The sequence below is a fragment of the Paraburkholderia sp. GAS33 genome (assembly GCF_050436645.1).
GTDB classification, from domain to species: Bacteria; Pseudomonadota; Gammaproteobacteria; order Burkholderiales; family Burkholderiaceae; genus Paraburkholderia; species Paraburkholderia phenazinium_B.
In genome coordinates this window covers 83,420-105,298 of the sequence record NZ_JBNDMP010000013.1, presented here as the reverse complement: position 1 = coordinate 105,298, position 21,879 = coordinate 83,420, and the positions used below count along the sequence as shown (strand labels likewise).

Genomic DNA, 21,879 nt, shown 5'->3' with positions numbered 1-21,879 from the left:
TCTGAATTGCTGACTATTCCTTCACCGGAATACACGGCTCCATAACGCGGTCACGACAGCCACGAAAATCTCTCTGAGAGAGGCCTCATGGTAGGTATCTAGTGTACTAAGCGGTGGATACTCCCGAGCGGGCAGCCCCCGGAGAACCCGAACTTCGCGGCGCAACCACGCCGAACGTGCTGCGTGAGCGAATAGACAAACAGAGTTATCAGGAAGATGATGTCCGGTGCGCATTCCTTGACCCGCGAACAGGCTGCATCCCTGCGCTGCTATCTTGCCGTCAGTGACCTTGCTGCCTATGCATTAGACGGGAAACAGTTGTCACCCGAATCACTTGTTGAATCCGCGCGCATATGGCTTGCGCGCAATGCGTGTCACGCCAGCTGGTTCGAGAGACTCACAATTGCAATAGAAGCGCAGACTGTTGCCAAAACCGTGCTCGAAGCTGATGTGAAGAGTGGCGACGACATCCAGCCTGCTCGGCTCTTCACCGACGCGATGACGGTCAACTACGCAGACCCTCTCGTTGCGAAAGTCTGGCGTCGATGCAGCCGGTCGGACGATACGTGAGGGATGTCCACCTCTCTGGTGTCGGTACAAGAGTTTGCAAACCAAAGACGACCAGACCACTCCCAATCGTGGATTGCACAACCACTCAATGCAAAGTTTGGAAAATCGTTTCCAACGCCCTATCCTGAATCTTTAAGCAGCTATCGAATCGGCTGTCTCTCCGGGTACCCCTGCGGGTAACTCCTTTGGGCATTTTTCAATGCGCGGTGGACGCGCATCACCTTTGATATTGAGACGCACATGGAACCAGCGATGGCGCTTGCAATAATGTGTGCATTCTCAACAGAAAACGAAACAGATGCGCTTCGGGCCATGGTCAAGCTGGCACGGGTTCTTGCGGACCTTAACGGAAAGATTCCTGCTGAAGACTGGGAGTCGTTGGTCGAAGCCGGAGCGGCACTCTGGAATGCTGCGATGGGTGATTACACTGCCGAACAACTGACTGCGGACGCCTTGCGACGTGCGCGGCGTGGATAGCTTTTCACCATAGTTGCGGAGCATGAAGAGTAAGCGGTGTCTGCTGCGTTATGCGTCCGCGCGCTTCTGCAAAGTACGTGCAGGGCAGAACCTTAGTCCTGAAACCATTCGGCCAGCGCAAAGGGGAACGTCTCCTTAACAGGCGGGGCGAGGCGTGCGTATGCGTCAGGCTTGCTTAGCCATGTGACCAACTCCAGGTCGTCCCCCGGACGTGCGACGTTCGAAATTGCGCGGCAGCGGAAGAAGTTGAGAGTCACGGTCGCATCGGTAAGGTGCTGCAGATGCTCGCCCAGGTTCTGCTCTATCGTGACCGTCAGACCGGTCTCTTCCTGGATCTCGCGCTGAAGAGCCTCTTCAAAAGACTCGCCGTCCTCGACGCGGCCGGCGGGCAGCACCCAAAGGCCACTGAGACCTGCCAGCCATGCCCCTCCGCCGTAGGGGAAGCCGAAGGGCCGCTGCGCATATGCGAATGGCATCGGGCTTCGTCGGGCCATGAAGAGATTGTTCGACTGACGCTTTAGAATGGGCGTAAATTTACGGGCATACCGGCCTATCGCGCGTCCAGCAGAAAAAATCCAACCCGTTCGAACCGCATTTGAGAGCCGTATGTCCTTTTATCGAAAACTGGCGTTATATAGTGATCAAGACTTTCCGGCTAACGAAGAAATGGATGCGCGTCTCTTGCGGTTGATCGGAGGATCACGGCCTAAGATTGGATATATCGCCGCGACAAGCGATCCCGAGCGCATTTACTTCCGGCGTAAGGCTGACTACTACGCGGGGATTGGCGCGAATTTGGTCGCGTATGTAGGCCCTGGTCAAGACACATCGGAAGCGGAATGGTCGACCCTGCTGTCGTGCGATGCGATCCACCTCTCAGGCGGGAATACGTTCTCATTTTTGTCGTGGCTGCAGCGACGCAGCGCACTACCGGTCCTGACTCGATACGTATCCGAGGGAGGGGTGCTGATCGGTGTAAGCGCGGGAGCTATTTTGATGACACCGAGCGTGGACTCGGCATTACTGTGTGGCGACGTTCGGGACGAACAGCTGGAGGATGATGCAGGGCTACGTCTTGTCGACTTCCACTTTTGGCCGCACTTCAATTCTGAAAGCGTTACCCAAAAGCAGTCGAAATTGTCCTCAACTATCCCCGACCTCTACGCGTGTCCCGACGGTTCGGGGATTGTCATTGACGGCAATGAAGTCGAGCTATTCGGACAGGTTCAACGATACGAGTCGGGAGCGATCTCGCCGGCTTCTCTTGAGGAGTGAAGTCGTCCCGTTCTTTTGGAGCAACTGTGAGGATGCTCCATAGATGGCGGAACAGACCGAAGTGTGAGTAGCTCAGGCCAAGAATGGACCTTCGACACAGGGGCTCAGACCATCGACAATCGATGGACAAATGTGGGGCATATATGGCTGGAAAAACTGGTGTATCGCAGGCAGCTAGGTTACTGCCGGTCACAGCGGGTTTCGTCGTGATATGCGCAGCGATCGTGGCGATCCGCGGCGACGGATTTGAAAGAGTTTGTGGCACGGCAATGGCGATAGGCTCCGCCCTTATGCTCGGCGGTTACCTGATGTCCCGCTTCGGAAGCGACGACCGTTGGCGAGACTGAAAATCTCTGCAGCGACAATCTCGATAAGCTGAGATCCCATTCGGGTCCGATGCAAACAGGCATCGTCCGGCTGGGTGCGGCCAGGAGGCGTCATTCGCCCGCGTCGGCGTCCGGACGTCCGGACGGCGCCACCGCTTCAACAAGCTGCCATTCGATTCGCGAAGCGGCGTTGCCTTTTCGGCCACTGTAAGCAATTGTCCTCCAATCAACGGATGAGGCAGCACACGCAGGGGCCGCAACGCACGGGTAGTCGTGATGATGCAGCGCACGGTTCGCGCAATCACCTGGAGCTAAATTGTTTCAGGTGCTCTACCATGTAGGCGGAAAACCGGTTGTGCTCGGCCATACGTAGATTAGTAGTCGACCGGATAGAAAGCTTTTCGGTTAGCTGAAGCTTTTCAGCGTCCCGACGCACTGAAGGATGAATCACGCACCGGAAGACGCCCCTGTCTTCGCGGAAGCTGAGCAGATGCCGGTCGAACAGACGATCGACATGAGCGGCCAGCATGATGCCGTTCACCCCGTCCAGTCGTTGCTCGTCAGTTGAGTCCCGCCATGGCTTGATGTGGGACGCCGTCAGCAGCGCCGGGGCTGAAATGCCCGTAAGCGCGCATGTTTCCCCTAGTCCCCACAGGGCGATGACATTCGCCCGAAACAGCCCTTGGCCTACGCGAGCCATGATGATCGTCTGGCGCTCCGTCCGATCGGGAATCCTCCGTTCGAGATCCAAGAGATCGGCGACAAGGTCGCTTTGCCAGACCGCAGTGCTGGAGTCCGCTGTGGCAGTCGTCCCACCTAGGTTGCCCGTTGAGGCGCGACGCTGTCCAGCCGCAGCGTTGCCAAGACCTGGTTTGTACTCAGGGTCACCGACCCAAATAAACGACTGCACGTCGATCAGGTCGCGAGGTTCGAGGCCCGCGTCCGCTAGTGTGTCGCGCAGATCGAATACGAAGCGTTGGATACCTTTGTAGTCGAGGCCAGTAAGGGGACCATCGGGGAGAGGTTCGCCAAGAAATGCCCTGAAGGCACGCTGAAATTCGCGAGTTTTCAAAATGACATGGTCTGATGGATTAGACAACATCAAGAGGTACGACGTGATGCTCCGAGTTGCGGCCGGCCACGAGTCGATTTTTTGTCCAGCACCGTCAAGCAGCAACCTCAGGTCATGGACAAAGTCATCCACTCGTGATTCCGTGTCGTCGTTACCATAAAGGAGCTTCGCGGCTAGTGTGGCAAATTGCGTTTTTCCAACGGCGGTTAGGCGTTTTTCGATTGCCTCTGTGTAACGCCAGTCGACGAGGTTCTGTCGCGATCCGTGGCTGGGTGCAGCGAACATTTTTATCAGGCTGTCAGCGACATCGTCGGGCATAGACCGGGTCGTATGTGCAGCGACGAGTCTGCCTGCTACGGTCGATTGAAACAGGCGGATTAATTCCCACTTGTAATCGAGCTCGTCCGCGTCAAACGCGTCGCTTCCCACGCCGAAGCGCTGAAAGTTCGGGAAGACGGACTTGATCCGCTCAAGGTACGAGTTGAGCGCTTCGCGCATCAGGGTGTTCATCTTCTACCTCGCATGAGTGGTTAGGCCGCGCGATAGGTATTTGTCGACTTCGCCCGTCATCATAGACTGCCCGGACTGCCTCAGGTCGAAAGCTATAGGGGCAGAGAGGCTCCTAGGAGACGTATATAGGAGCGAGACTGGATGCCCACCAAGCTTAAGCGCAGTCGAAAAGTATGACGTCCGCTGAGGCGCAGAAATGGCCGCTCTTGAATGAGGCTGTGTGAAAACGCAAAAGTACTCGGTTTTCGGGTGTCGCTTTACCCTTCCCGAGTTGCTACCAAGCCAATACAGCGCGATCTGATGGGTCGATTTTTTTGAAGATCACATTCAACACGTGTTTTCACACAGCCTCGAATGAAAGCCGTCGACTACATCTCAGCGGGTCGAGCGATGGCTCAGGGTCGACCTGAGCCGACCGTCGTAGGACTCGGCGCGGCCAGGAAGAGTCATCCAGCTTCGTTGCCTAAATCGAGAACAATTTTCGCAATCATAGGACGCGTGTAGGTCTCAATCGGATCGACTCCTGGTCGACTAACTTCACCCGCGTCAAAGGCTAAGTAGGTTTCGTAAAACAAGGCGGGGAAGTCTTCCCCCTTCGCGGTCCAGTCGTCATACACGAAACCGATAATCGCGTTTACCACAGCGTCGCAAAACCAGAAGGGAAGTCGCCCCTCGTGAAACCCGACCGCGATTTGCCGAGCCATCGCGTTATACGCCTCCCGCCTCGTCGATCCGACAATCTGGGTCCAGAGTTCAATGTCGGGGGCCGAAAGCAACCATCCTGTGGGCCTCTGATCGTAGCGAGACTGCAATTTCAGTATAAATGCTGTTTGCGGATCATTGGGAACCGGGCTCATGCTGGTGATTTTTTGCTATGGCGAGCGACCAAGTATAAGCGACAACGCACCGCCATCTTGAACGGCCGGTTGCGGTAATCTTTTAGGTAGCGGGTCGACCCGAGCCGATCGTCGTAGGGCTCGGTGCGGCCATTTTGAGACACTCGACCCTGACGCCCAGATCGTCAATGATCATCGATCTGGACGCCGAGTTTTGAAGGTGGTCGCTACGCTTCCCCGAGTGATCCGAATAGGCGTTTGAGGCCGCAAAATCATACAGCACCGCACGAGAAGTGTTGACAACCTGGACGGGCGACGCGGCCCGCGATCGGATGAGAGCGGAGGGATGGCTGACGGCAAATCAAAGCTAGCCTGACGCTCGACCGGATTTAGTACAGTCCAGCGGACTTTGTCGCCGATCCGCAAACGCTAAAACATCATCGGACGCCAGTGACAATCCTCACAGTCCTTGATCGATAGCGTTTACTGGATGACTTCAGTTTCTACGTTGTGGACCGGAGTCGCGTTTTATGCAATAAGATGTCATTCACTGCTAGCGTTTGTTACTGAAAATGCACGAGACATCTCATTACTGGTTCCTGGCAAAGCCCCATGGTTGGGGGTGGAGATTTCCTGTTCTTTGGCAAGGCTGGGTGCTGTTGATCGCGTACGTCATTTCACTTGTTCTTATCGGAAACGTATACCGCCCTGACCGACGGCTTGGAGCCTTTCTTTCAGCAGTCCTCTTGCTTAGTGCAGGATTTCTTTTGGTGGTTTGGGCAACTGGCGAACCTCCGCGATGGCGATTGTAAGTGGCGCCCAACTGAAGGATCGGCGTTAACACTTTCCGGCTGGCCATCCATGGATGGCCGCTCCCAAGGAAGCTGACAGACCGCTCCGGGTCGCCTGCGGTCTGACGCTGCGGGCGACTTGCGGCCACCTTCGGCCGTTCAACAGCGCACGACTAATCGTCAACAGTCGTTACATTGCTAACAGTTTGCGGGGAATGTTCGAACCATGCGGAACGCAACTATTCAGGCGCCCAAGGTGAGGTCAGTGTTCGAGCTTCGTATGGCGACTAACGACGATATGGAGTTCGCTTTCGAGGTCAAGCGTGAATCTCTGGGGCCGCATATTGCCGTTCGTTGGGGGTGGGATGATGAGCTCCAGCGTCAGTTCCACGAGCAGCGTTGGGGACAACGAACATGGTTCATCATCACCGTTGATGGTTGCGATGCCGGTACGGTCGCCATAGACGATGCACCCACGCATATCCAGTTTGGCGAGTTCTATCTGTTGCCGGGCTATCAGAGGAACGGGATAGGTACAAACGTCCTTCGGACCGTTCTAACGAGAGCCGACCTTCAGGCAAAGCCGGTCAGGCTGGAGTATCTCAAATGGAACCCGGTTGCTTCTCTGTATTTGCGGCATGGATTCAGAGTCGCCTCGGATAGCGATACCCACTTTTTTCTTGTACGCGACTCCTTACAGATGTGATCGACCAGTTCGTTCAGCCGACATTCTCACTGAACTTACAGACGATAAATGCCTCAGGCACCACCCAAGAAGCCAATGAAGACAAACAGCGGACTAGAAGGGATCGAGCTACGTCGCCTTACTCCCTCGGATTCCATATCTGAGCTCACCCGGCTTTTGCATCGAGCCTATGCCAACCTGGCAGCAATGGGATTGCGCTACATGGCGACGCACCAGTCGGAAGAGGTCACGCAGAGACGCGTCGACGAAGGTGAGTGCTATGTCGCAACTTTTGCGGGTGCCTTGGTGGCGACGATTATTTTCAAATCGGTAGAGCAGACCCGCGGGAGTCTATGGCTCGACCGCTCCGATGTTGCCAGCCTTGGCCAATTTGCCGTTGCGCCAGAGTTACGGTCGAAGGGCTTGGGAGCGCGCATGATGGATCTGGTGGAGTCGAGAGGCGTCGAAGCTGGCGCAACTGAACTCGCGTTGGATACGGCGGAGCCGGCCGATCATCTCGTCGCATGGTACCGCCGTCGGGAGTATCGGTTTATAGAATATGCGCAATGGAAGCATACGAATTACCGCAGCGTTATCATGAGCAAAGCAATCTAGCCAGGTCAGCAAATGTTCTCAGCAGCGATCTTCGACATGGACGGCCTGCTGGTCGATTCAGAGCGCGCGATCATGGACACGTGGATCGCGGTGGGATTGGACCTCGGGATTACATTGTCGGCGGGCGATTATCTTCGGATTGTAGGAAAGTCGTCTACGGAATGTGAACTGATCCTGACGGAGTTGCTCGGTGGGGCTGCTACATTTCGGGAGGCGCTGACCCGAGTCCGGCTGCACTTGAGCAAGCCATCCATGCATCCGGTATTCCCGCTGAAATCCGGAGCACGAGTTCTGCTGACTGAGTTATCGCGAGCAGGTATTCCATGCGCTGTCGCTTCGTCATCTTCCGTGGATGAGATCAGATCGCGCCTTGGGGGCGTAGGCGTGCTGCAATTTTTTAAGACGATCGCTGGCGGTGACGAAGTCGAGCGTGGGAAACCCGATCCGGCGGTCTACAAACTTGCAGCCCTTCGGCTTGGCGTGCCGGTGGCTGCCTGTTTAGCCTTTGAAGATAGCGATAACGGCGCGCATGCGGCTGCCAGTGCCGGTATGGCAGTGGTCGTCGTTCCAGACTTAAAACCACCCGCTGCTGAGGTCGCCGAATTGAGCTTTCGGATATTAGGGAAGCTCGACGTAGCCATTGAACACGTTGCTGACTGGTTCACGACGCGCGACCCAAAATTTGCATGAACGTCCGTTGTCGAGAAAGTTGAAGGTCGCCTGAGGGTCGCGTTATGTCTTTCGCATAACGCGGGCACCCGAGGTGATCGTCGGGCACGGTCGTGGGACGCAGTGCGGCCAGGAACGGCCAGTGGACGCATCCTCTCAGATTGACGACATTCGGAGCTATTTCTCGCTATGAATACCGAGATGCCTAGCAGCGTGCCCGAACACAGATAAACGCAGGGGCCATGGAGAGTTCTGTGTAATGCTCCGGGTCGACGATCTTCATTTCTTCAAGAGGTTTTGGCTCGACGAACGAGTCCAGATTCCAGCCACTTTCGACCAAACTATTGAGTACGGCTGCTAGCGGGCGTCGATACGACTGAACGAACGGCTTTGGTTCGCCGAAGCCGCCCCAGTACATGCCGAAGCGGGACGTATCGAAGTATGTCCAGGCTCCGTGCGTCCGCTCGTCCATCCAGTCGCGCATGGGATGAGACATCGAGAACACCAATGTTGCGCCAGGACTGGCGACCCTTCTGAATTCTTTAAACACTGGAGCCAGGTCTGCAACGTAGTCGAGCGCCAAGGCACACACGATCTTGTCGAATGACGCATCTTGCAGCCAGTTCAGTGGTTCAGCTAGATTGCCTTCAGCCAACGTGACCGGAAGTCCGGCGCAACGTATGCGGGCAAGCTCGACCATCCGTGGCGTGATGTCAAATGCGTGGACCGTCGCTCCACTGCGGGCGAAGATTTCGCTGAAAATTCCCGGTCCGCATCCCGCATCCAAAATGCGCAAACCGGAGACATCTCCGACTAAAGCAATCGTCGCGGGGCGTTCGTAAAGCGCGTTGTGCGCTTTCGTTGGTGCTACCGAAGCATAGCGATCTGCAAATTCTGCATACGCAGCCAGGCCCAAGGAGGTCGATGATAAGTCCGTATCTGCCATGGATCGCTCCGGGAAAATGGAGCGCGATTATAGTTTGTCAAATTGACTCGCTCAAAAATTTTCGGTGAGCACATATTCGGCGTATATGGCTAAGACCATTGCATCGGACTGAGCTACGGCGGCCGTGATCGGCCATGAGCCGACGTTCGACGTGAGGGCCAAGATCGTCAACGATCGGCCACGCGTCAAAATGACTAGCCTAAAATGGCAGCTCACAAATCTTCGAGCTCAAGATCATGATTTCGTTTGACACCGGAAGTCATCGTTTCAATCTGAGGGCTGCCGCCGTCATCTATCAAGACGAATACGTGCTGCTGCATCAGGTAGAGGGGGACGACTTCTGGTGTCTTCCCGGAGGCCGGGTCGAGCCTGGAGAACATGCCGCACAGACGGTCATCCGTGAGATGCGGGAAGAGGTTGGCGCTTCCGTCCACATCGAGAAAACTCTCTGTATCGTCGAAAATTTCTTCAGCCATAACGGACGGCCAAATCATGAGATTGGCCTCTATCTCATTGCGCGCCTGGAAGCTGGATCGCCGTTGCTGGATTTGACGGTTTTGCACCATGGGTCCGAGGGGAGCAAGTGCCTTACATTCTCGTGGGTTGCTCGGCAACGGCTGTCTGAAATTGAGGTGCGCCCCGTCTTTCTTCGCGAATTGCTTCAGGTCGATCGTGTCGACCTCGCACACGTGATCCAGCGGGAATCGCATTTTGAAATCTCATACTGAGCGAATGCCCCCGCTGGTCGGTTACAGGAAAAGCGTCGGATCGCATCGTTCGGCCACAACTGGCCGTTCATTGCTCGGCCAGATGGTTGACAATCAGCTATTCTGCTTAGGTACTGTACATCTCATAGGCGACGACTTACCGGCATGCCTCCATTTACCTTTACAGTTCGCGCTGCTTCGCCACGAGACACCGCAGGGTGGTCATCGTTGCGGCGTCTGCTCTGGCAACACGTGAGCGAGGACGACCACATTAGCGAAACTCAGCGATTGCTTGCCGACCCACATCGCTATGCGAACTTCATCGCTTTTTCTTGTGAAAACTCGCTGATTGCCTTCGCAGAAGCCGCACTGCGCCACGACTACGTAAACGGTTGCAAGACGTCGCCCGTGCTCTTCTTGGAAGGCATATACGTCGTTCCGGCTGCGCGCCGAGTTGGCATTGCGAGGGCGTTATGCACCGCCGCCGGTCAGTGGGGCTCAGCGCACGGCTGCACGGAGTTCGCGTCCGATACACAGATCGACAATCTCGACGGACAGGCGTTGCACCGAGCCCTCGGCTTCGAGGAAGTCGAGCGTGTCGTCTTCTTCCGAAACCGCCTCATTGCAAAATGACAATGCGCCTTTTTCACTTTAGCGATGATCCGGATATAACGATATTCCACCCACGCCCCGTTCGGGTCGCTGTCGATAGACCAGCGGGGCAAGAACGGCTGAACGGGCCACTCGTCTGGGCAACGGACGAGGCACATGAGTTGTTGTACCTCTTTCCGCGCGAATGCCCACGCATTGTTGTTTGGCCCACGCAATACACAAGTGAAAAGGATCGAACTGCATGGTTCGGCGAGACGACTAATCGCCGTGCTATTGCTCACATTGAGCGTGCGTGGCTGGATCGTCTAACTAGTGGCGTCATCTATCGTTACCATCTAGCTGCTGATCAGTTCGAGGATATCGACGACGCGGGAATGTGGGTTTCGAATACCCCTGTCGTTCCGTCGCATATGGACGTCCTTGATAACTTGATCGCTGAACTGGATTCACGGAAGGTTGAGCTGCGAATCATGGGTAGTCTCACACCCCTGAAAGAAATCTGGCAAACGACCCTACACGCCAGCGGAATAAGATTGCGGAATGCGCAGGGCTGGGGAAAACCGGGCTGGACCCACTCGAAGCCCGGAAGAGCAGTCGCGATTAAGTAGCGTGTGACCGCTTTCGAGAATCGCGACTGCCTCCTATGGGTCGACATGTGCCGAACGTATCGGGCGGCACGCGGCCACCAAGAGACACTCGACCATGCAGCCTACATAGTCGACAATCGATCTCCGTTTTGCGAACAATGCGGCTTCCATGTTGACGAGAAGAACACGCTATGCCGAATGAGACATATGAGCGTAACGCCCGACTCTGGAAACGGACGTTGTTGGCCAATTCTGGCGCGGGCGTGAGAGCTGCCAATCTTCGCAGCGTAACGCGGGAAGACGTACCCGCGCTAGGCGCGCTTCTTTTTGGAGCGTTTCTCGGAACAATCGTAAGCGGTCTATGAAGCACGCCCTTCCATCGCACGGCCGATTCACAGAGGCTACCTGTCCATGTCAACGAACGTGGACACGTGTACATGAGCGAACAGGAAGAAGGCTTGCAGGGCCGGCTGGTAGTCGGCTCGAAGCGCGACGGGCGGCGCAAATACGACGAGAGTGCAAAGCGCGAGCTGATACAGGCATGCCTTAAGCCCGGTGTGTCGATAGCGCGCACTGCGATGGATTATGGTATCAATCCGAACCTGGTGCGGACCTGGATTTCGCAGTATCAGCGCGAGCAGGGACGGGCCGGAGTGGCCGGGCTTGCGAGTGAGCTCGTCCGTGAGACTCAGGCCGGGGTTTCGGAGGTTGCCCCATCAGATGAGCCGGCCTTCGTACCGGTCGAGACTCCTGTGCTGCCGCCGCCACCGATCAAATCAGCCACGACGTTCCAGTTGAGTGTTCGATTGCCCAACGGCGTTCGCATGGAGGTTGGACAGACGCCGGCTGAAGAGCTGGAGACGATCATCCAGATGCTCGGGAGGCTGCCATGTTCCGGTTCGACGAAGGGTTGAAGGTGTACCTGCATCGCGAGCCAGTCGACTTCCGCGTGGGCATCAACGGACTATCGATCCTGGTCGAGCAGGCAATGCGCCTGAACCCGATGACATCGGCTCTATTCGTGTTCGGCAACCGGCGTCGCGATCGCATCAAGATACTTGGCTGGGGCGGCAACGGCTTCTGGTTGTTCCTCAAGCGACTTGAGGCTGATCGCTTTACCTGGCCATCGGGAGGCGAGACCATCTCCCTCACCGTCGAGCAACTGCACTGGTTGCTCGACGGCATTGACCTGGCCGTTATCCAGAAGCATCCACGACGTTTTTACGAACGGATCGGCTGAACGCCCGGCGCACCGGGATGGTCTAACCGGCCATGCCGAACGACATCGTCACACTGAGTGTCGAAGAGTATCAGGCGCTGCTCGCCGAGCGCGAAGCACTGCGTGGCGAGCTTCGTTTGGCGAAGGCTGAGCGTGATCTGGCGGAGGAACGGCTACGTGCCTACAAGCACGAACTGTTCGGCGCGTCGAGCGAGGCGCGCGCGACTGACCAGCTCGGCCTGTTTAACGAGGCCGAAGCGCTCGGTGCTGACGCCACGCCGGCGCGTGAGGACGAACCGGCCACGCAGGTTGCAGGCCACACGCGTGGCAAGCGTGGTCGCAAACCGCTAGATCCGAATCTGCCGCGCGAGATAGTGCGGCATGAATTGCCCGAGCCGGACCGCTTCTGCGCACACGACGGCCATGCGCTGATTGAGATTGGTGTCGAGACCAGCGAGCAACTCGACGTGATTCCCGAACAGGTACGCGTCATCCAGCATCAGCGCGTGAAATACGCGTGTCCCTGCTGCGACCTGGGCATCAAGGTTACGCCAGCACCGGCGAGGATCATCCCTCGCGGGCTGCTCACAGAATCGGCACTCGCGTGGATCATCACCGGCAAGTATCAGTACGGCATGCCACTGTACCGGCAGGCGACCCTGCTACGTCGCTTCGGCGGCGACATCTCATCGAACACCCTGGCCGCGAGCGTTGTTCGCGTCGGGCTGGCCGCGCAGCCAGTGATCAACCTGATGCGCGATGTGCTGCTCGAGTCGGAACTCATCTACGGCGACGAGACGACCTTCCAGGTGCTGAAGGAGCCGGGACGAAGACCTCAGTCGAAGAGCTATCTGTGGGCGCAAGTCAACGGCTCGGGACCACCCGTTCGGATGTTCTCTTACTCGCCGGGGCGCGGCACGCAGCATGCGCAACGGCTCTATGCGGGTGTGAAGCCCGGCGCCGTGCTGATGACCGACGGCTATGAGCTATACAACGGCATCGCTCACGATCACCAGCTCGTGCATCTCGGATGTTGGGCGCACGTACGCCGTGGCTTCATCAAGGCGGAGGAGACCGTGCCGAAGGCAGCGCGCACGCCAGATCTGGTGGCCAGGCGGTTCATTGGATTGATCGGCAAGCTGTTTGCCGCCGAAGCACGCAGCGCGAAGTGGACGGCGGAACGTCGGCACCGGCTACGTGTTCGCTACAGCGGCCGCGTGCTCGCCACCATCGAACGCATGATGCTCGAGCACTTGCCGACGGTCGTACCGTCGAGTGTGCTCGGTAAGGCTCTCCAATACATGAATGGACAGTGGCACAAGCTGGTCCGCTACGTCGAGAACGGGAACTGGCCCATATCCAACAACCTGTGTGAAAACGCCATCAGGCCATTCGTCGTCGGAAGAAAGGGATGGCTGTTCGCCGACACCGTTGCCGGTGCGCAGGCCACCGCCAATCTTTACTCGCTCGTCGAGACCTGCAAGGCAAATGGCATCGATCCATACCGCTATCTCCTCTGGCTGTTCGCGAAGTTACCGCTCGCCGCCACGGCCGACGACTATGCGGCGCTCATGCCATGGGCACTATCGGCAGCACCTAACCTCTGAGGGACGTGGTCAAAAGACCGCTTACGAACAATCGACGATGCTGGTTTGGCCATGACCCAATACGAATCAAAGGCAACCGCAATTGTTGCCGGTCGGTACGGGGAATGGATTGCAGCAGCATCGTGGGCGACTGAAAAAACTGACGGTCTTCGATCCGCATGCCTCGTTTGCGACTACAAACCGTATGGTTGTCCGGTAATTGCCGTGGTGGCGATTTCACCTTCGCACAAACGAACGGGTGACGGTGGAAGGTTGTTGGACGCAGCACTGTTGTCGCTCGGGGCGCTCGGTTATGTGGAATGCTGCGCGATGATTACCGTTGGGAACGACGCATCAGAGCAGCTATTCGAAAGTCGCGGCTTCTCGCCTGAAACTGCAGCCCCAACCGGGACAGCCTGAATGGTGTATCCGTCTTAGCGCGGCCGGAAACGGGCAATCGACACCGCCGCATGAATCGCCGACAATCGACCAAATCTCGCAGCCGAGATCGCGTCTAAGAATGCATCCTCTGATCTACAAACGTCGCCATCATCGAAGCGTCATGTCCATCGCTCACGCTACCTCAGTTGCAGCCTTTGCGTTTGTAGTGTTTTGTCTCTCTGCGGGGCCGGGGTTCGCATCCGAAACCACCCACCGCGAACCGGGTCGCGATCCGTTCAATCAAGTTTCCGGGCAGGTAACTCGCCTTGCAGCGATCATCAAGGATGAATATGCCGAAGAATATCCGCGAGCACGCGAAATCAAGTTCGTGGACGCTCCGACATTTGGACGCATTGCTGTAGCAGCGTTCTCTATTGAATCGTTTGGTCTCGGAAATAACAGCCATCAATTCCTCGCTGTCTTTGAAGCACGCAGCATCCCTCGCGCTCAAAACGCCCCGCCTTACTATTCGCTAGCTGCCGTCGTGGAGGTTGGCGAGGGCTGTTGGGTCGACCTTCGAGGCATTCAAGTTAGCAAATCTCGCGACCACGCTCGCCCGAGTGCGCTGTCACTCAGCTTTCCGACGTTTGTTTCGTCGACGATCGGATCGTGCAACGGCTCGACAAGGGCTACGTATCTATTTGATCAAGGCGTAGGGGTCGGCCAATTGACACGTGAAAAATGAAGTCCGCCGTGAGAATTTTGTGCCGGGAGGTGCAGCGATCCGTTTTGCATCGGACAGGCATCGGCCATCTTGAGACGTTCGACGCCGCCACACGAATCGTTGATAATCTCAAGATTCGATGCCAAGACGAACGCAATGAGAATAATGGCTGATCGACAGCACTTACTTGACGGACGGACGCTCACAATACTACTGCTGGCCTCCTTCTGGATTTCCGCCAATGCAATGGCCATTGGCGGCCGCGGTGGAGAAGGAGCGCATTTCGGGGGCGAGGACGCTGGATTTGGCCGCTATGGTCGTCGCGGCGAGGCAGATGCACTTCATGACGGCGCAGGCAATCGCTTGCCGGGCGTGGTCACTGCACAGGAAGAAGGAGGCAGGATCGCTGGCCACGACTATGATCGGGATGGGATCGATCTCACCGAGCAGAAGATCCATCCCGATGAATACCCGGTTGTTTCTGGCGGGCATCTTACCGGCTGGCAATCCCTGAGCGATAGACAGGCAAGCCGAGCGGCTTGGCGTGACGCTCATCGTGTCCGCACGCTTTTCATTCTTGCCGGTCTTGTGGTGCTCGGCGTTGCTGTATCTATGTTCGCATTCAGCTAACCCGTGTGTGAACCTGCTAGAGAGACGCCAGTCGGCCAGTTTGGGACATTCGACACTGGCTCGTAATTCGTTGACAATGCCTACTTCATTTCGATGAATTCGTCCGAGCTTCATGGGTCAAGAGTTAGAAATACCCCTTGGAATAACGAACGAGGCGCTTTGGCGCAAGCATTGTCGAAAGACTCGCGCTAGAGCGCTGGATTTGCTTGAAGGGCGTCTTGGCGTCATTGAGACCGCACGGGCAATGCTTCCATTAGCATGGCGAACGAAGGTTGAGAACGAGCCTGAATTTCTGCTGTTTCGTGCAATCGCGTCGGAAACTGACGACCTCCCTATCGGCGACGTTCGGGCTTACTGGGCACCCGACGCGCTAAGGCGTGAAGACGTTCGCATCCAGGCTGCTGAGCAACTATGGCGTGAACAGGCGCTCTCCGCTGCCGCAAAGCTAGTTGAACGATATAGCTGGACTCTTCAGAAAAGAGACTCGCGATCCGGCGAGGTATAAGGCGGAGGATAGATGCCTCGAATGATCTATTGTTGGCGCTGCAAGATGGACGTGCCGATGCTCACGGAGGACGAGTGGCAATTGGTCAATCCCATATCTGTGATAGAGCAGATACAGCAATATCGACAAGAAACAGGTGCGTCTCTGGCAGAAGCTTTTCGAGACAATATGCATCTTCCATCTCTAGTAGCCTACGAACGTATTACCGGATCGCCCGCAGGTCATCTAGATGCACTGATGCATCACCGCCTCAAGCTATATGGTCCAGCATGCACAGCTTGCGGCAAACCGCTTCGCACGCCTACTGCTAGCTTTTGCGCCGCATGCGGCGCAAATCGCGCCGACTGATCCAAATCTCACCCGGTGTACGCAACGGAGGCTAGAGATGCATCCTGAGAGCGATGTCCCAATGCACGAACGCATGCTCATTGTAGAGGGACGTGCGTCACTTGCAGTGCTGGCGCAAGTCGGTGCTGGACTGCCAGAGGAAAAACCATCGAACTGCGAGGTCCTGTTTATCTCGTTTGCATATGCCGATATCCCGATAGGCCGAACATTTTCGATAGTGTTCCCTACGAGAGCACCGCAATCGGCTTTGCGGATTAAATGCGAAATCCTTGCAGTCACGCAGCAGTTCGCGAAACCGTTTGATGAGATTCCGCACGGGTGGAAAACCATTTGCCTGATGAAATTCGATGATGGTATCCCTGACATCGTCGCAACCTTGCCCACGGTAAATGGGTGGTATGAGAATCGGGACACCGTTTCTCTGTGCGATGAAGATACTTGGCGATTGAACGTGGGATGAATGTCCGCTTCCCGCAATCTCGACTGTCCCTTGTGGGTCGCAAGCGGTTCTGCGCGATGCAACATCGTCGGCCCGCGTTGCACGTCAATACAGCCAATGGACTTAAATCCAGCGAAAGCGGTTGCGGGCGTCAGTTGCTGGGGTGCGGACGACGCGCCATCCAATCTAGCCAGCCACGGCTATCATTGGTGATCCATGCGCGAGCCTCGGCATCGTCAGTAAAGCCGGTGATCTGCTGTTCGTAACCGTCAGGCCACATAGCGCGCACTATGTACTCCGACCGGTCATTAAGCTGCACCGCCTCAAACGTTATGCACTTCGCATCGCTCATGCTGGGCCTCGGCTTTTTGTGACCCGATCATACGGCGCTGGGCGTATGTCTTGTTTGAATCACCGCTCTAATCCGGAGGACGGCAGAAGACAGCCGCTCCGACGCGCGTTGAAAGCTTTGGCGGAGAATGAATGAGCGGCAGAATCATGTCGATAACGAGCCGGCTCCCCTTGCACCGAGTTCGCTCAACGGCCAGTAGAGGACACTCGACGCTCACTCGAAGATCGTTGACAATCGGCGATAGGGTCATCATCGGCTGTTGCAATGCAGTGACGACAGTGGCCTGCAGCTCACTGCTCGTGCGCCACGGCTTTTCGTTCAGGCGTCTGGAGAGCGTTTCTCTGAGAACCTTCGCTTCGCGGAGATCAGATTGAAAAACGATGCAAACGCAGAGTCCGAAGTGCGATCGAACGCGCAATTGGCGGACTCGAAGCAATTGGAGATCGAACGTGGATTTCGCGAACGAGAGGTGGTCGTCAAAGAAAACGAGCAGCGTATGCATGAGGCCGAACTTGATCTACGGAAGAAGGAACACTCGGCCTCAAGATGGGCTAACCCATTAGTCGTCGGCGTGTGGGTCGCTGCAGTGGCCGCTGGTGGCAATGTGTATGTTGCTTATGAAAATGGAGCGACCCAACGGCAACTTGAGAGTGACAAGGCCGAACAGGCACGCATCTTGAAGGTGATTGAGACTGGCAACCCGCAGAAAGCGGCTGAGAATCTCCAGTTTTTACTGGACACTGGATTAATCTCCGATCCCGCGACGCGAACGAGGTTGATCACTTATCTGAAGCAACCCCGGCCTGCTGGTTCAGGCCCTGCGCTGCCGGCGCCACCGGGGGCGAGTTTGCGACAGCGGGTGCAAGGGTCCGTCGAGACATCTCACGCAGGCGATGCCCCCGGCGATGGTCCAGACGTGACGTCGTGTGTGAAGGCTGACGTGGAACATGGATGGAATATTCTCAGAGGATCGGGCCGCATCGTGGCTGACACGACGGTAAATGGTGCACTGGGCATCACAAAGCAAGATGAAACCGATGACCGTTATTGCGGTACTTTCCACGTCGTGAGAACCGATCCGGGTCGCTCTGCCGGTGTTCAAGGGCACGCTGAAGCTGTGGAAACGTCTAACGGAGAGTCTCGCTACCTCAGATAGTGGGACCAATGCTAAGACCGAAGGTCCGCTTGCGGTCGCATCGTACGTCCCTTGCGGGTCGAACTGAGCCGGTCATCCCCAGCCCGTCGATTGCAGGCGTCACGCGGTCTTGAGCTTCACAAAAATCAACTCCGGGTCGCCTTCGTCCAAATTATCGACGTGGCCACTTTCTACGAAGCCGCACTTCAACAGAAGCGCCCGCATCGGGGTATTCGACGCATTGGTCGAAGTAAAGAGTTTGGTACCCCGGCACTGAGACGCCAATTCGCGCAGAATCGCGATTCCGATTCCCTTGCGTCGCGCACCTTCTCGAACCACGATCAGTGGAACAAAATTCTGCTCGAAGAACGTTTGATTCAACACTCCGTATCCGACAGCTGGTGAACCATCGTCAGCTTCCGTCGCGATCCAACACTGCGCGGCGATAACTGCATGCCCGATAAACGCGGTTCGGTGGGTATCACGCTGCGCGATCGAATCCAATTCGATCAGCGATGCAATGTCCCCACTCACGGCGACTCGAATTTTCACTCGATGGGTTGTCATGGTCTTGGCGAGATGGCAGATATATCGAGAGTAGCATCGGTTCTGGATACTCGCCTGCGTCGCGAGTCGCCCGAACGTCCGGTCCCGGTGACTTCGGCCGGCGGCTTCGGGTCGAGGCCGTGTGAGAACCCAATTTTTGGCGCTGAACGGCCGGTCTCGGTTCAGCTGAATCAAGTTTTGTAGGTCCAGCTTACGCTGATTGAGTCTCGCGAGCGCAGCGAAGCCCCTCCGGGCTTTAGCTTCCAGCCATTTTCATGGCCTTCATCGTTTCCGCGACACCGAGTAAGTTGATGACCCGCTTCAGGTTGTAGGCCAACACCTGAAGACTCATCTCCGTACTCACCCGCCCAAGCGTCCGGGTCAGGAAGTGCGCGGGACCCATCCAGTGTTTGAGCGTACCGAAGACATGCTCAACGGTACTTCGGCGGATCATCATTGCATCGGGCTTCCTGTCGAGCCGGCGCTGCATGGTTTCCAGTATATTTTCGTGCTCCCATCGTCGGATCCGGCGATAGTCGCTGGGCGAACATCGGTCCTTGAGGTGGCAACGGGGGCACGCACTGGGCCAGTACACCCGCAGGCTCATGTCATGCTCAACGGTGTTGAATCGATGAATGGCACGCTCGTCGGCAGGGCATCGATACACGTCGCTTCTTGACTCGTAGACAAAGTCGGCCTTCGTGAAGAGGCCTTTCTTCCTTGATGCGGAGGTGAGTGGCCTGGGGACGTACGCACTGATGTTGCCCAGATCGCATGCACGTATCTCCGGGCCGCTGTAGTAGCCACGATCGGCCACCACCTTCAGCCTCGCTTTGCCCATCGCGTTCTTTGCAGACGTTGCCATTCTGCTGAGTTGCCCGTGATCGTTTCCGACGTTAGTCACCTCATGTGCGACGATCAGATGATGCTTGGTGTCCACGGCGGTTTGAACGTTGTAGCCCACTATGCCGGAGCCTCTTCCGCTTGTTGCCATGGACCGCGCGTTGGGATCCGTCATGGACAGCTGTTTGTCTGGTTGCTTCTTCAACTGCTTCCTGACCTGGTCGAGCTCGCGCATCTGCTGGCGCAAGCTGGCAATCTTCTCGTACAGGCGCACGGTCTTAACATCGAAACCTGTCGGACTGGTCCGGTCTGCGGTTTCAATCATGTCTAGATATCGCTGAACGCTTTCCTCAATCTGCTGCTGACGCTTGTCGATTTTGCCCGTCGTGTAGTTTCTGTCGCGGCTGTTCGCAGCCTTGAACTTGCTGCCGTCAATGGCCACCATGTCACTCGACAGCAGCTTCAGTCCGCGACACAGTTCGACGAAACGACGGCATACGTTACGAATGGCTGGCCCGTTGTCGCGGCGGAAGTCGGCGATCGTCTTGAAGTCGGGAGCCAGACGCCCCGTCAGCCACATCATCTCGATGTTGCGCTGGCACTCGCGCTCAAGACGCCGGCTGGACGGTATCCGGTTCAGATACCCGTAGATATAGATCTTGAGCATCACGCCAGGATGATAGGACGGGCGACCCGTGAGCGCTGGCGTGGTACCGTTGAATCCAAGTTCCGCGAGATCCAGCTCTTCGACAAAGGCATCGATGACCCTGACCGGATTGTCCTCTCCGATGTAGTCATCGACGCATTCGGGAAGTAGTGCGACCTGCTTGCGGTCATCGCCTTCAACGAATCGCTTCATGAGTCACCCGGTCTCAGTGCGTTGATTCAGTTTAGGCGATCAATGCGTTTTCACACACTCTTATATGGACACCGCCCAGTTTGCCAGGTTGTTCTTGATGTGACGTCTCGACGAGGTATCGGCTGCGGTCTTATATGCGGCCTTTTGCAAGCCGAAGCCGCAGGCCCTGATGGAATTCGCCAAGAACGTCCTCATCTGGGCCGCGTGCTTCAGGCACAAGAGTGTGTTCAGGTTTACGTTCTTGCGGTCCGACCTGTCTCGCCATCACATGGATTCAACCTTAGCAACCTACCGGTCCCCAAACGTTTCAATGCGTGATACTGCTAACTCGGTCTTACACTGACGTGACTCGTTTCGTAGGTGCTCTGGTGAGCCAGTATTGCCCACGCAGTTCGCGCTATCTTGTTCGCCAGCGCCACCGCCACTACATTGCCAGGTCGCCGTTCCTGCATTCCCTTCTGCCAGGCGGTTGGCACCTTTGCGTGACACAGGACGGAGCGCGCTCCGTGAATCAGCAGTGTGCGCAGGTACGGATCCCCTCGCTTCGAGATCGAGCCCAATCGAACCTTGCCGCTCGTGCCGTTTTGCCGGGGAACAAGCCCGAGGAACGCAGCGAATTCACGACCCGATTTGAATGTCTTCGCGTCTCCGATCGTTGCAACGAGAGCGGTGGCGGTGAGCCTGCCGATGCCCGGCACCTCGGAGATCGCACGACACGCGGCTTCCTGCTTCTGCCAGGCGCCAATCCGCTTCTCGAGTTGATCGATATCTTCCTCAAACGCGTTGATGCGTCGCAGTTGGTCTTGCAGATTGCGAACTATCGGTTGCGGCAGCGTCTCTTCCAGCTCCGCCATGCGTTCCCGGATTTCAGTCAACCCTGCCAGGCGTCCAGCTCGAAACGTCACGCCGAATTCGTAGAGAAACCCACGCAGCTGATTCACCTGCATCGTCCGGAACTTGACGAGCAGCGAGCGCATTCGGTGCAAACTTAGCATCGCTTGTTGATCCTCCGTCTTGGCGGCAACCGTACGCATTCCAGGTTGCTGCACGGCAGTCCATATCGCTCTGGCATCTGCTGCGTCCGTCTTGTTCGTTTGCACGAATGGCCGAATAAACTGCGCGTGCAGCAGCACTACCTCGTGCCCGAGCGCCTGAATCTTACGTGCCCACCAATGAGCACTTCCGCAGGCCTCGAGTGCCACTCGGCCAGCAGGGCGTTGTGCCAGAAAGGTAATCAGGTCGTCACGTCCGAACCGGCGATTGGATATCTCGCCGGTTTGCGCGTCGACCCAGTACATCTGGAACACCCGCTTTGCAACATCCAGTCCATATGTCGTAGCATTCATTTAGGGCCTCCGTTCCTCAAGTGGTTGTGTCGCAACTCCACTTTGGCACATTGATGCCGTTCGGTTCTGGGGGCCCTCAATGAGGCTCAGATCCCCGAAGGGAGGGCGGTGTCCATTCCATCTGGGTCGCCTTATGCCATTTGCATGAAACGAGTACCCGAAACGATCTTCGAGTTTAGCCGTGGGGCGCAGGTCGGCCAATATCTGACGTTCGCCATGCCTTCCCAAATCGACAACAATCCGGCGATCCCGATCGCTGATGAGCTATGAAATCACACGCTGTAGTAT

At 56.6% G+C, this 21,879-nt stretch carries 25 protein-coding genes; 17 read left to right on the top strand and 8 right to left on the bottom strand.

All coding sequences use genetic code 11. From position 1 onward, the window contains the following. Positions 1-237: 237 nt before the first annotated feature. Positions 238-570, top strand: a complete 333-nt coding sequence (locus tag P3T24_RS31180) for a hypothetical protein (protein ID WP_429409030.1) — start codon at positions 238-240, stop codon at positions 568-570. 240 nt (positions 571-810) lie between these two features. Continuing rightward, positions 811-1,047 carry a hypothetical protein gene (locus P3T24_RS31175; protein ID WP_429287624.1) on the top strand — a complete coding sequence of 79 codons (237 nt, stop codon included), beginning with the start codon at positions 811-813 and terminating at the stop codon, positions 1,045-1,047. Between the two features lie 92 nt (positions 1,048-1,139). Here the strand turns inward: P3T24_RS31175 and P3T24_RS31170 are convergent, their stop codons facing one another. After that, positions 1,140-1,523 (bottom strand): NUDIX domain-containing protein, encoded by a 384-nt coding sequence (locus tag P3T24_RS31170; protein WP_429440551.1) that lies wholly within the window; start codon positions 1,521-1,523, stop codon positions 1,140-1,142. 130 nt (positions 1,524-1,653) lie between these two features. Between P3T24_RS31170 and P3T24_RS31165 the strand changes: the two genes are divergently transcribed. Continuing rightward, positions 1,654-2,322 (top strand): Type 1 glutamine amidotransferase-like domain-containing protein, encoded by a 669-nt coding sequence (locus tag P3T24_RS31165; RefSeq protein WP_429440549.1) that lies wholly within the window; start codon positions 1,654-1,656, stop codon positions 2,320-2,322. A gap of 627 nt (positions 2,323-2,949) precedes the next feature. On the opposite strand, the gene P3T24_RS31160 is transcribed toward P3T24_RS31165, so the two are convergent. Both P3T24_RS31160 and P3T24_RS31155 read right to left on the bottom strand, forming a co-directional pair. Further along, the gene (locus P3T24_RS31160) at positions 2,950-4,230 is read right to left on the bottom strand and encodes an HNH endonuclease (RefSeq protein WP_429440547.1); all 1,281 of its coding nucleotides are present in this window, start codon (positions 4,228-4,230) and stop codon (positions 2,950-2,952) included. Between the two features lie 446 nt (positions 4,231-4,676). Further along, positions 4,677-5,087, bottom strand: coding sequence for a hypothetical protein (locus P3T24_RS31155; protein WP_429440545.1), 411 nt, complete (start codon positions 5,085-5,087; stop codon positions 4,677-4,679). A 1,035-nt stretch (positions 5,088-6,122) separates the two neighbouring features. Between P3T24_RS31155 and P3T24_RS31150 the strand changes: the two genes are divergently transcribed. The 3 genes from P3T24_RS31150 to P3T24_RS31140 all read left to right on the top strand — a co-directional run bounded on the left by P3T24_RS31150 (position 6,123) and on the right by P3T24_RS31140 (position 7,847). Next, complete coding sequence (locus tag P3T24_RS31150) at positions 6,123-6,563, top strand: GNAT family N-acetyltransferase (RefSeq protein WP_429440544.1); 441 nt, start codon at positions 6,123-6,125, stop codon at positions 6,561-6,563. 75 nt (positions 6,564-6,638) lie between these two features. After that, positions 6,639-7,157: a GNAT family N-acetyltransferase gene (locus P3T24_RS31145; RefSeq protein ID WP_429440542.1), complete on the top strand. Its 519-nt coding sequence runs from the start codon at positions 6,639-6,641 to the stop codon at positions 7,155-7,157. 12 nt (positions 7,158-7,169) lie between these two features. After that, entirely contained in the window at positions 7,170-7,847 is a 678-nt protein-coding gene (locus P3T24_RS31140; RefSeq protein WP_144158358.1) for an HAD family hydrolase, read from the top strand. A gap of 184 nt (positions 7,848-8,031) precedes the next feature. Here the strand turns inward: P3T24_RS31140 and P3T24_RS31135 are convergent, their stop codons facing one another. Further along, positions 8,032-8,772 carry a class I SAM-dependent methyltransferase gene (locus tag P3T24_RS31135; protein WP_429440540.1) on the bottom strand — a complete coding sequence of 247 codons (741 nt, stop codon included), beginning with the start codon at positions 8,770-8,772 and terminating at the stop codon, positions 8,032-8,034. Positions 8,773-9,008: 236 nt separating this feature from the next. Here P3T24_RS31135 and P3T24_RS31130 point away from each other — a divergent pair, with 236 nt between their 5' ends. From P3T24_RS31130 to P3T24_RS31090, 9 genes are all read left to right on the top strand, one after another. Beyond that, on the top strand, positions 9,009-9,500 hold the full coding sequence (locus P3T24_RS31130) for an NUDIX hydrolase (RefSeq protein WP_429440539.1): 492 nt from the start codon (positions 9,009-9,011) through the stop codon (positions 9,498-9,500). A gap of 144 nt (positions 9,501-9,644) precedes the next feature. After that, positions 9,645-10,112 carry an aminoglycoside 6'-N-acetyltransferase gene (aac(6'), locus tag P3T24_RS31125; RefSeq protein ID WP_429440537.1) on the top strand — a complete coding sequence of 156 codons (468 nt, stop codon included), beginning with the start codon at positions 9,645-9,647 and terminating at the stop codon, positions 10,110-10,112. After that, entirely contained in the window at positions 10,109-10,699 is a 591-nt protein-coding gene (locus tag P3T24_RS31120) for a DUF6886 family protein (RefSeq protein WP_429440535.1), read from the top strand. The genes aac(6') and P3T24_RS31120 overlap by 4 nt, the downstream gene beginning before the upstream one ends. A 416-nt stretch (positions 10,700-11,115) precedes the next feature. Then, positions 11,116-11,592: an IS66-like element accessory protein TnpA gene (gene tnpA / locus P3T24_RS31115; protein WP_429411331.1), complete on the top strand. Its 477-nt coding sequence runs from the start codon at positions 11,116-11,118 to the stop codon at positions 11,590-11,592. Beyond that, a complete protein-coding gene (gene tnpB, locus P3T24_RS31110) occupies positions 11,568-11,918 on the top strand; it encodes an IS66 family insertion sequence element accessory protein TnpB (RefSeq protein ID WP_429411333.1) in 351 nt (116 codons plus the stop codon). Before tnpA ends, tnpB begins: the two co-directional genes overlap by 25 nt. A 32-nt stretch (positions 11,919-11,950) precedes the next feature. After that, on the top strand, positions 11,951-13,504 hold the full coding sequence (gene tnpC, locus P3T24_RS31105) for an IS66 family transposase (RefSeq protein ID WP_429440533.1): 1,554 nt from the start codon (positions 11,951-11,953) through the stop codon (positions 13,502-13,504). 541 nt (positions 13,505-14,045) lie between these two features. Beyond that, a complete protein-coding gene (locus P3T24_RS31100) occupies positions 14,046-14,609 on the top strand; it encodes a hypothetical protein (protein ID WP_429440531.1) in 564 nt (187 codons plus the stop codon). Between the two features lie 144 nt (positions 14,610-14,753). Then, complete coding sequence (locus P3T24_RS31095) at positions 14,754-15,218, top strand: hypothetical protein (protein WP_429440529.1); 465 nt, start codon at positions 14,754-14,756, stop codon at positions 15,216-15,218. 890 nt (positions 15,219-16,108) lie between these two features. After that, the gene (locus tag P3T24_RS31090) at positions 16,109-16,531 is read left to right on the top strand and encodes a hypothetical protein (protein WP_429440528.1); all 423 of its coding nucleotides are present in this window, start codon (positions 16,109-16,111) and stop codon (positions 16,529-16,531) included. Between the two features lie 130 nt (positions 16,532-16,661). Here the strand turns inward: P3T24_RS31090 and P3T24_RS31085 are convergent, their stop codons facing one another. After that, complete coding sequence (locus tag P3T24_RS31085; protein ID WP_429288511.1) at positions 16,662-16,862, bottom strand: hypothetical protein; 201 nt, start codon at positions 16,860-16,862, stop codon at positions 16,662-16,664. A 370-nt stretch (positions 16,863-17,232) separates the two neighbouring features. Here P3T24_RS31085 and P3T24_RS31080 point away from each other — a divergent pair, with 370 nt between their 5' ends. Then, a complete protein-coding gene (locus P3T24_RS31080) occupies positions 17,233-18,018 on the top strand; it encodes a hypothetical protein (protein ID WP_429440526.1) in 786 nt (261 codons plus the stop codon). Positions 18,019-18,117: 99 nt separating this feature from the next. Here P3T24_RS31080 and P3T24_RS31075 read toward each other — a convergent pair whose 3' ends face one another. The 3 genes from P3T24_RS31075 to P3T24_RS31065 all read right to left on the bottom strand — a co-directional run bounded on the left by P3T24_RS31075 (position 18,118) and on the right by P3T24_RS31065 (position 21,591). Further along, positions 18,118-18,531 (bottom strand): N-acetyltransferase family protein, encoded by a 414-nt coding sequence (locus P3T24_RS31075; protein WP_429440524.1) that lies wholly within the window; start codon positions 18,529-18,531, stop codon positions 18,118-18,120. Between the two features lie 268 nt (positions 18,532-18,799). Beyond that, positions 18,800-20,245 (bottom strand): IS1182 family transposase, encoded by a 1,446-nt coding sequence (locus P3T24_RS31070; protein ID WP_429440522.1) that lies wholly within the window; start codon positions 20,243-20,245, stop codon positions 18,800-18,802. A gap of 323 nt (positions 20,246-20,568) precedes the next feature. Beyond that, a complete protein-coding gene (locus P3T24_RS31065) occupies positions 20,569-21,591 on the bottom strand; it encodes an IS110 family transposase (RefSeq protein ID WP_429440521.1) in 1,023 nt (340 codons plus the stop codon). Positions 21,592-21,735: 144 nt separating this feature from the next. Here P3T24_RS31065 and P3T24_RS31060 point away from each other — a divergent pair, with 144 nt between their 5' ends. Beyond that, positions 21,736-21,861 (top strand): hypothetical protein, encoded by a 126-nt coding sequence (locus P3T24_RS31060; RefSeq protein ID WP_429440519.1) that lies wholly within the window; start codon positions 21,736-21,738, stop codon positions 21,859-21,861. Positions 21,862-21,879: the final 18 nt, after the last annotated feature.

Bases quoted from the DNA above. Each gene is read 5' to 3' on its own strand.
- P3T24_RS31175 (WP_429287624.1), top strand. From the start codon at position 811: ATGGAACCAGCGATGGCGCTTGCAATAATGTGTGCATTCTCAACAGAA.
- P3T24_RS31170 (WP_429440551.1), bottom strand. From the start codon at position 1,523: ATGCCATTCGCATATGCGCAGCGGCCCTTCGGCTTCCCCTACGGCGGA.
- P3T24_RS31165 (WP_429440549.1), top strand. From the start codon at position 1,654: ATGTCCTTTTATCGAAAACTGGCGTTATATAGTGATCAAGACTTTCCG.
- P3T24_RS31160 (WP_429440547.1), bottom strand. From the start codon at position 4,230: ATGAACACCCTGATGCGCGAAGCGCTCAACTCGTACCTTGAGCGGATC.
- P3T24_RS31155 (WP_429440545.1), bottom strand. From the start codon at position 5,087: ATGAGCCCGGTTCCCAATGATCCGCAAACAGCATTTATACTGAAATTG.
- P3T24_RS31145 (WP_429440542.1), top strand. From the start codon at position 6,639: ATGAAGACAAACAGCGGACTAGAAGGGATCGAGCTACGTCGCCTTACT.
- P3T24_RS31140 (WP_144158358.1), top strand. From the start codon at position 7,170: ATGTTCTCAGCAGCGATCTTCGACATGGACGGCCTGCTGGTCGATTCA.
- P3T24_RS31135 (WP_429440540.1), bottom strand. From the start codon at position 8,772: ATGGCAGATACGGACTTATCATCGACCTCCTTGGGCCTGGCTGCGTAT.
- P3T24_RS31130 (WP_429440539.1), top strand. From the start codon at position 9,009: ATGATTTCGTTTGACACCGGAAGTCATCGTTTCAATCTGAGGGCTGCC.
- P3T24_RS31120 (WP_429440535.1), top strand. From the start codon at position 10,109: ATGACAATGCGCCTTTTTCACTTTAGCGATGATCCGGATATAACGATA.
- tnpA (WP_429411331.1), top strand. From the start codon at position 11,116: ATGAGCGAACAGGAAGAAGGCTTGCAGGGCCGGCTGGTAGTCGGCTCG.
- tnpB (WP_429411333.1), top strand. From the start codon at position 11,568: ATGTTCCGGTTCGACGAAGGGTTGAAGGTGTACCTGCATCGCGAGCCA.
- tnpC (WP_429440533.1), top strand. From the start codon at position 11,951: ATGCCGAACGACATCGTCACACTGAGTGTCGAAGAGTATCAGGCGCTG.
- P3T24_RS31100 (WP_429440531.1), top strand. From the start codon at position 14,046: ATGTCCATCGCTCACGCTACCTCAGTTGCAGCCTTTGCGTTTGTAGTG.
- P3T24_RS31095 (WP_429440529.1), top strand. From the start codon at position 14,754: ATGGCTGATCGACAGCACTTACTTGACGGACGGACGCTCACAATACTA.
- P3T24_RS31090 (WP_429440528.1), top strand. From the start codon at position 16,109: ATGCATCCTGAGAGCGATGTCCCAATGCACGAACGCATGCTCATTGTA.
- P3T24_RS31085 (WP_429288511.1), bottom strand. From the start codon at position 16,862: ATGAGCGATGCGAAGTGCATAACGTTTGAGGCGGTGCAGCTTAATGAC.
- P3T24_RS31070 (WP_429440522.1), bottom strand. From the start codon at position 20,245: ATGAAGCGATTCGTTGAAGGCGATGACCGCAAGCAGGTCGCACTACTT.
- P3T24_RS31065 (WP_429440521.1), bottom strand. From the start codon at position 21,591: ATGAATGCTACGACATATGGACTGGATGTTGCAAAGCGGGTGTTCCAG.
- P3T24_RS31060 (WP_429440519.1), top strand. From the start codon at position 21,736: ATGAAACGAGTACCCGAAACGATCTTCGAGTTTAGCCGTGGGGCGCAG.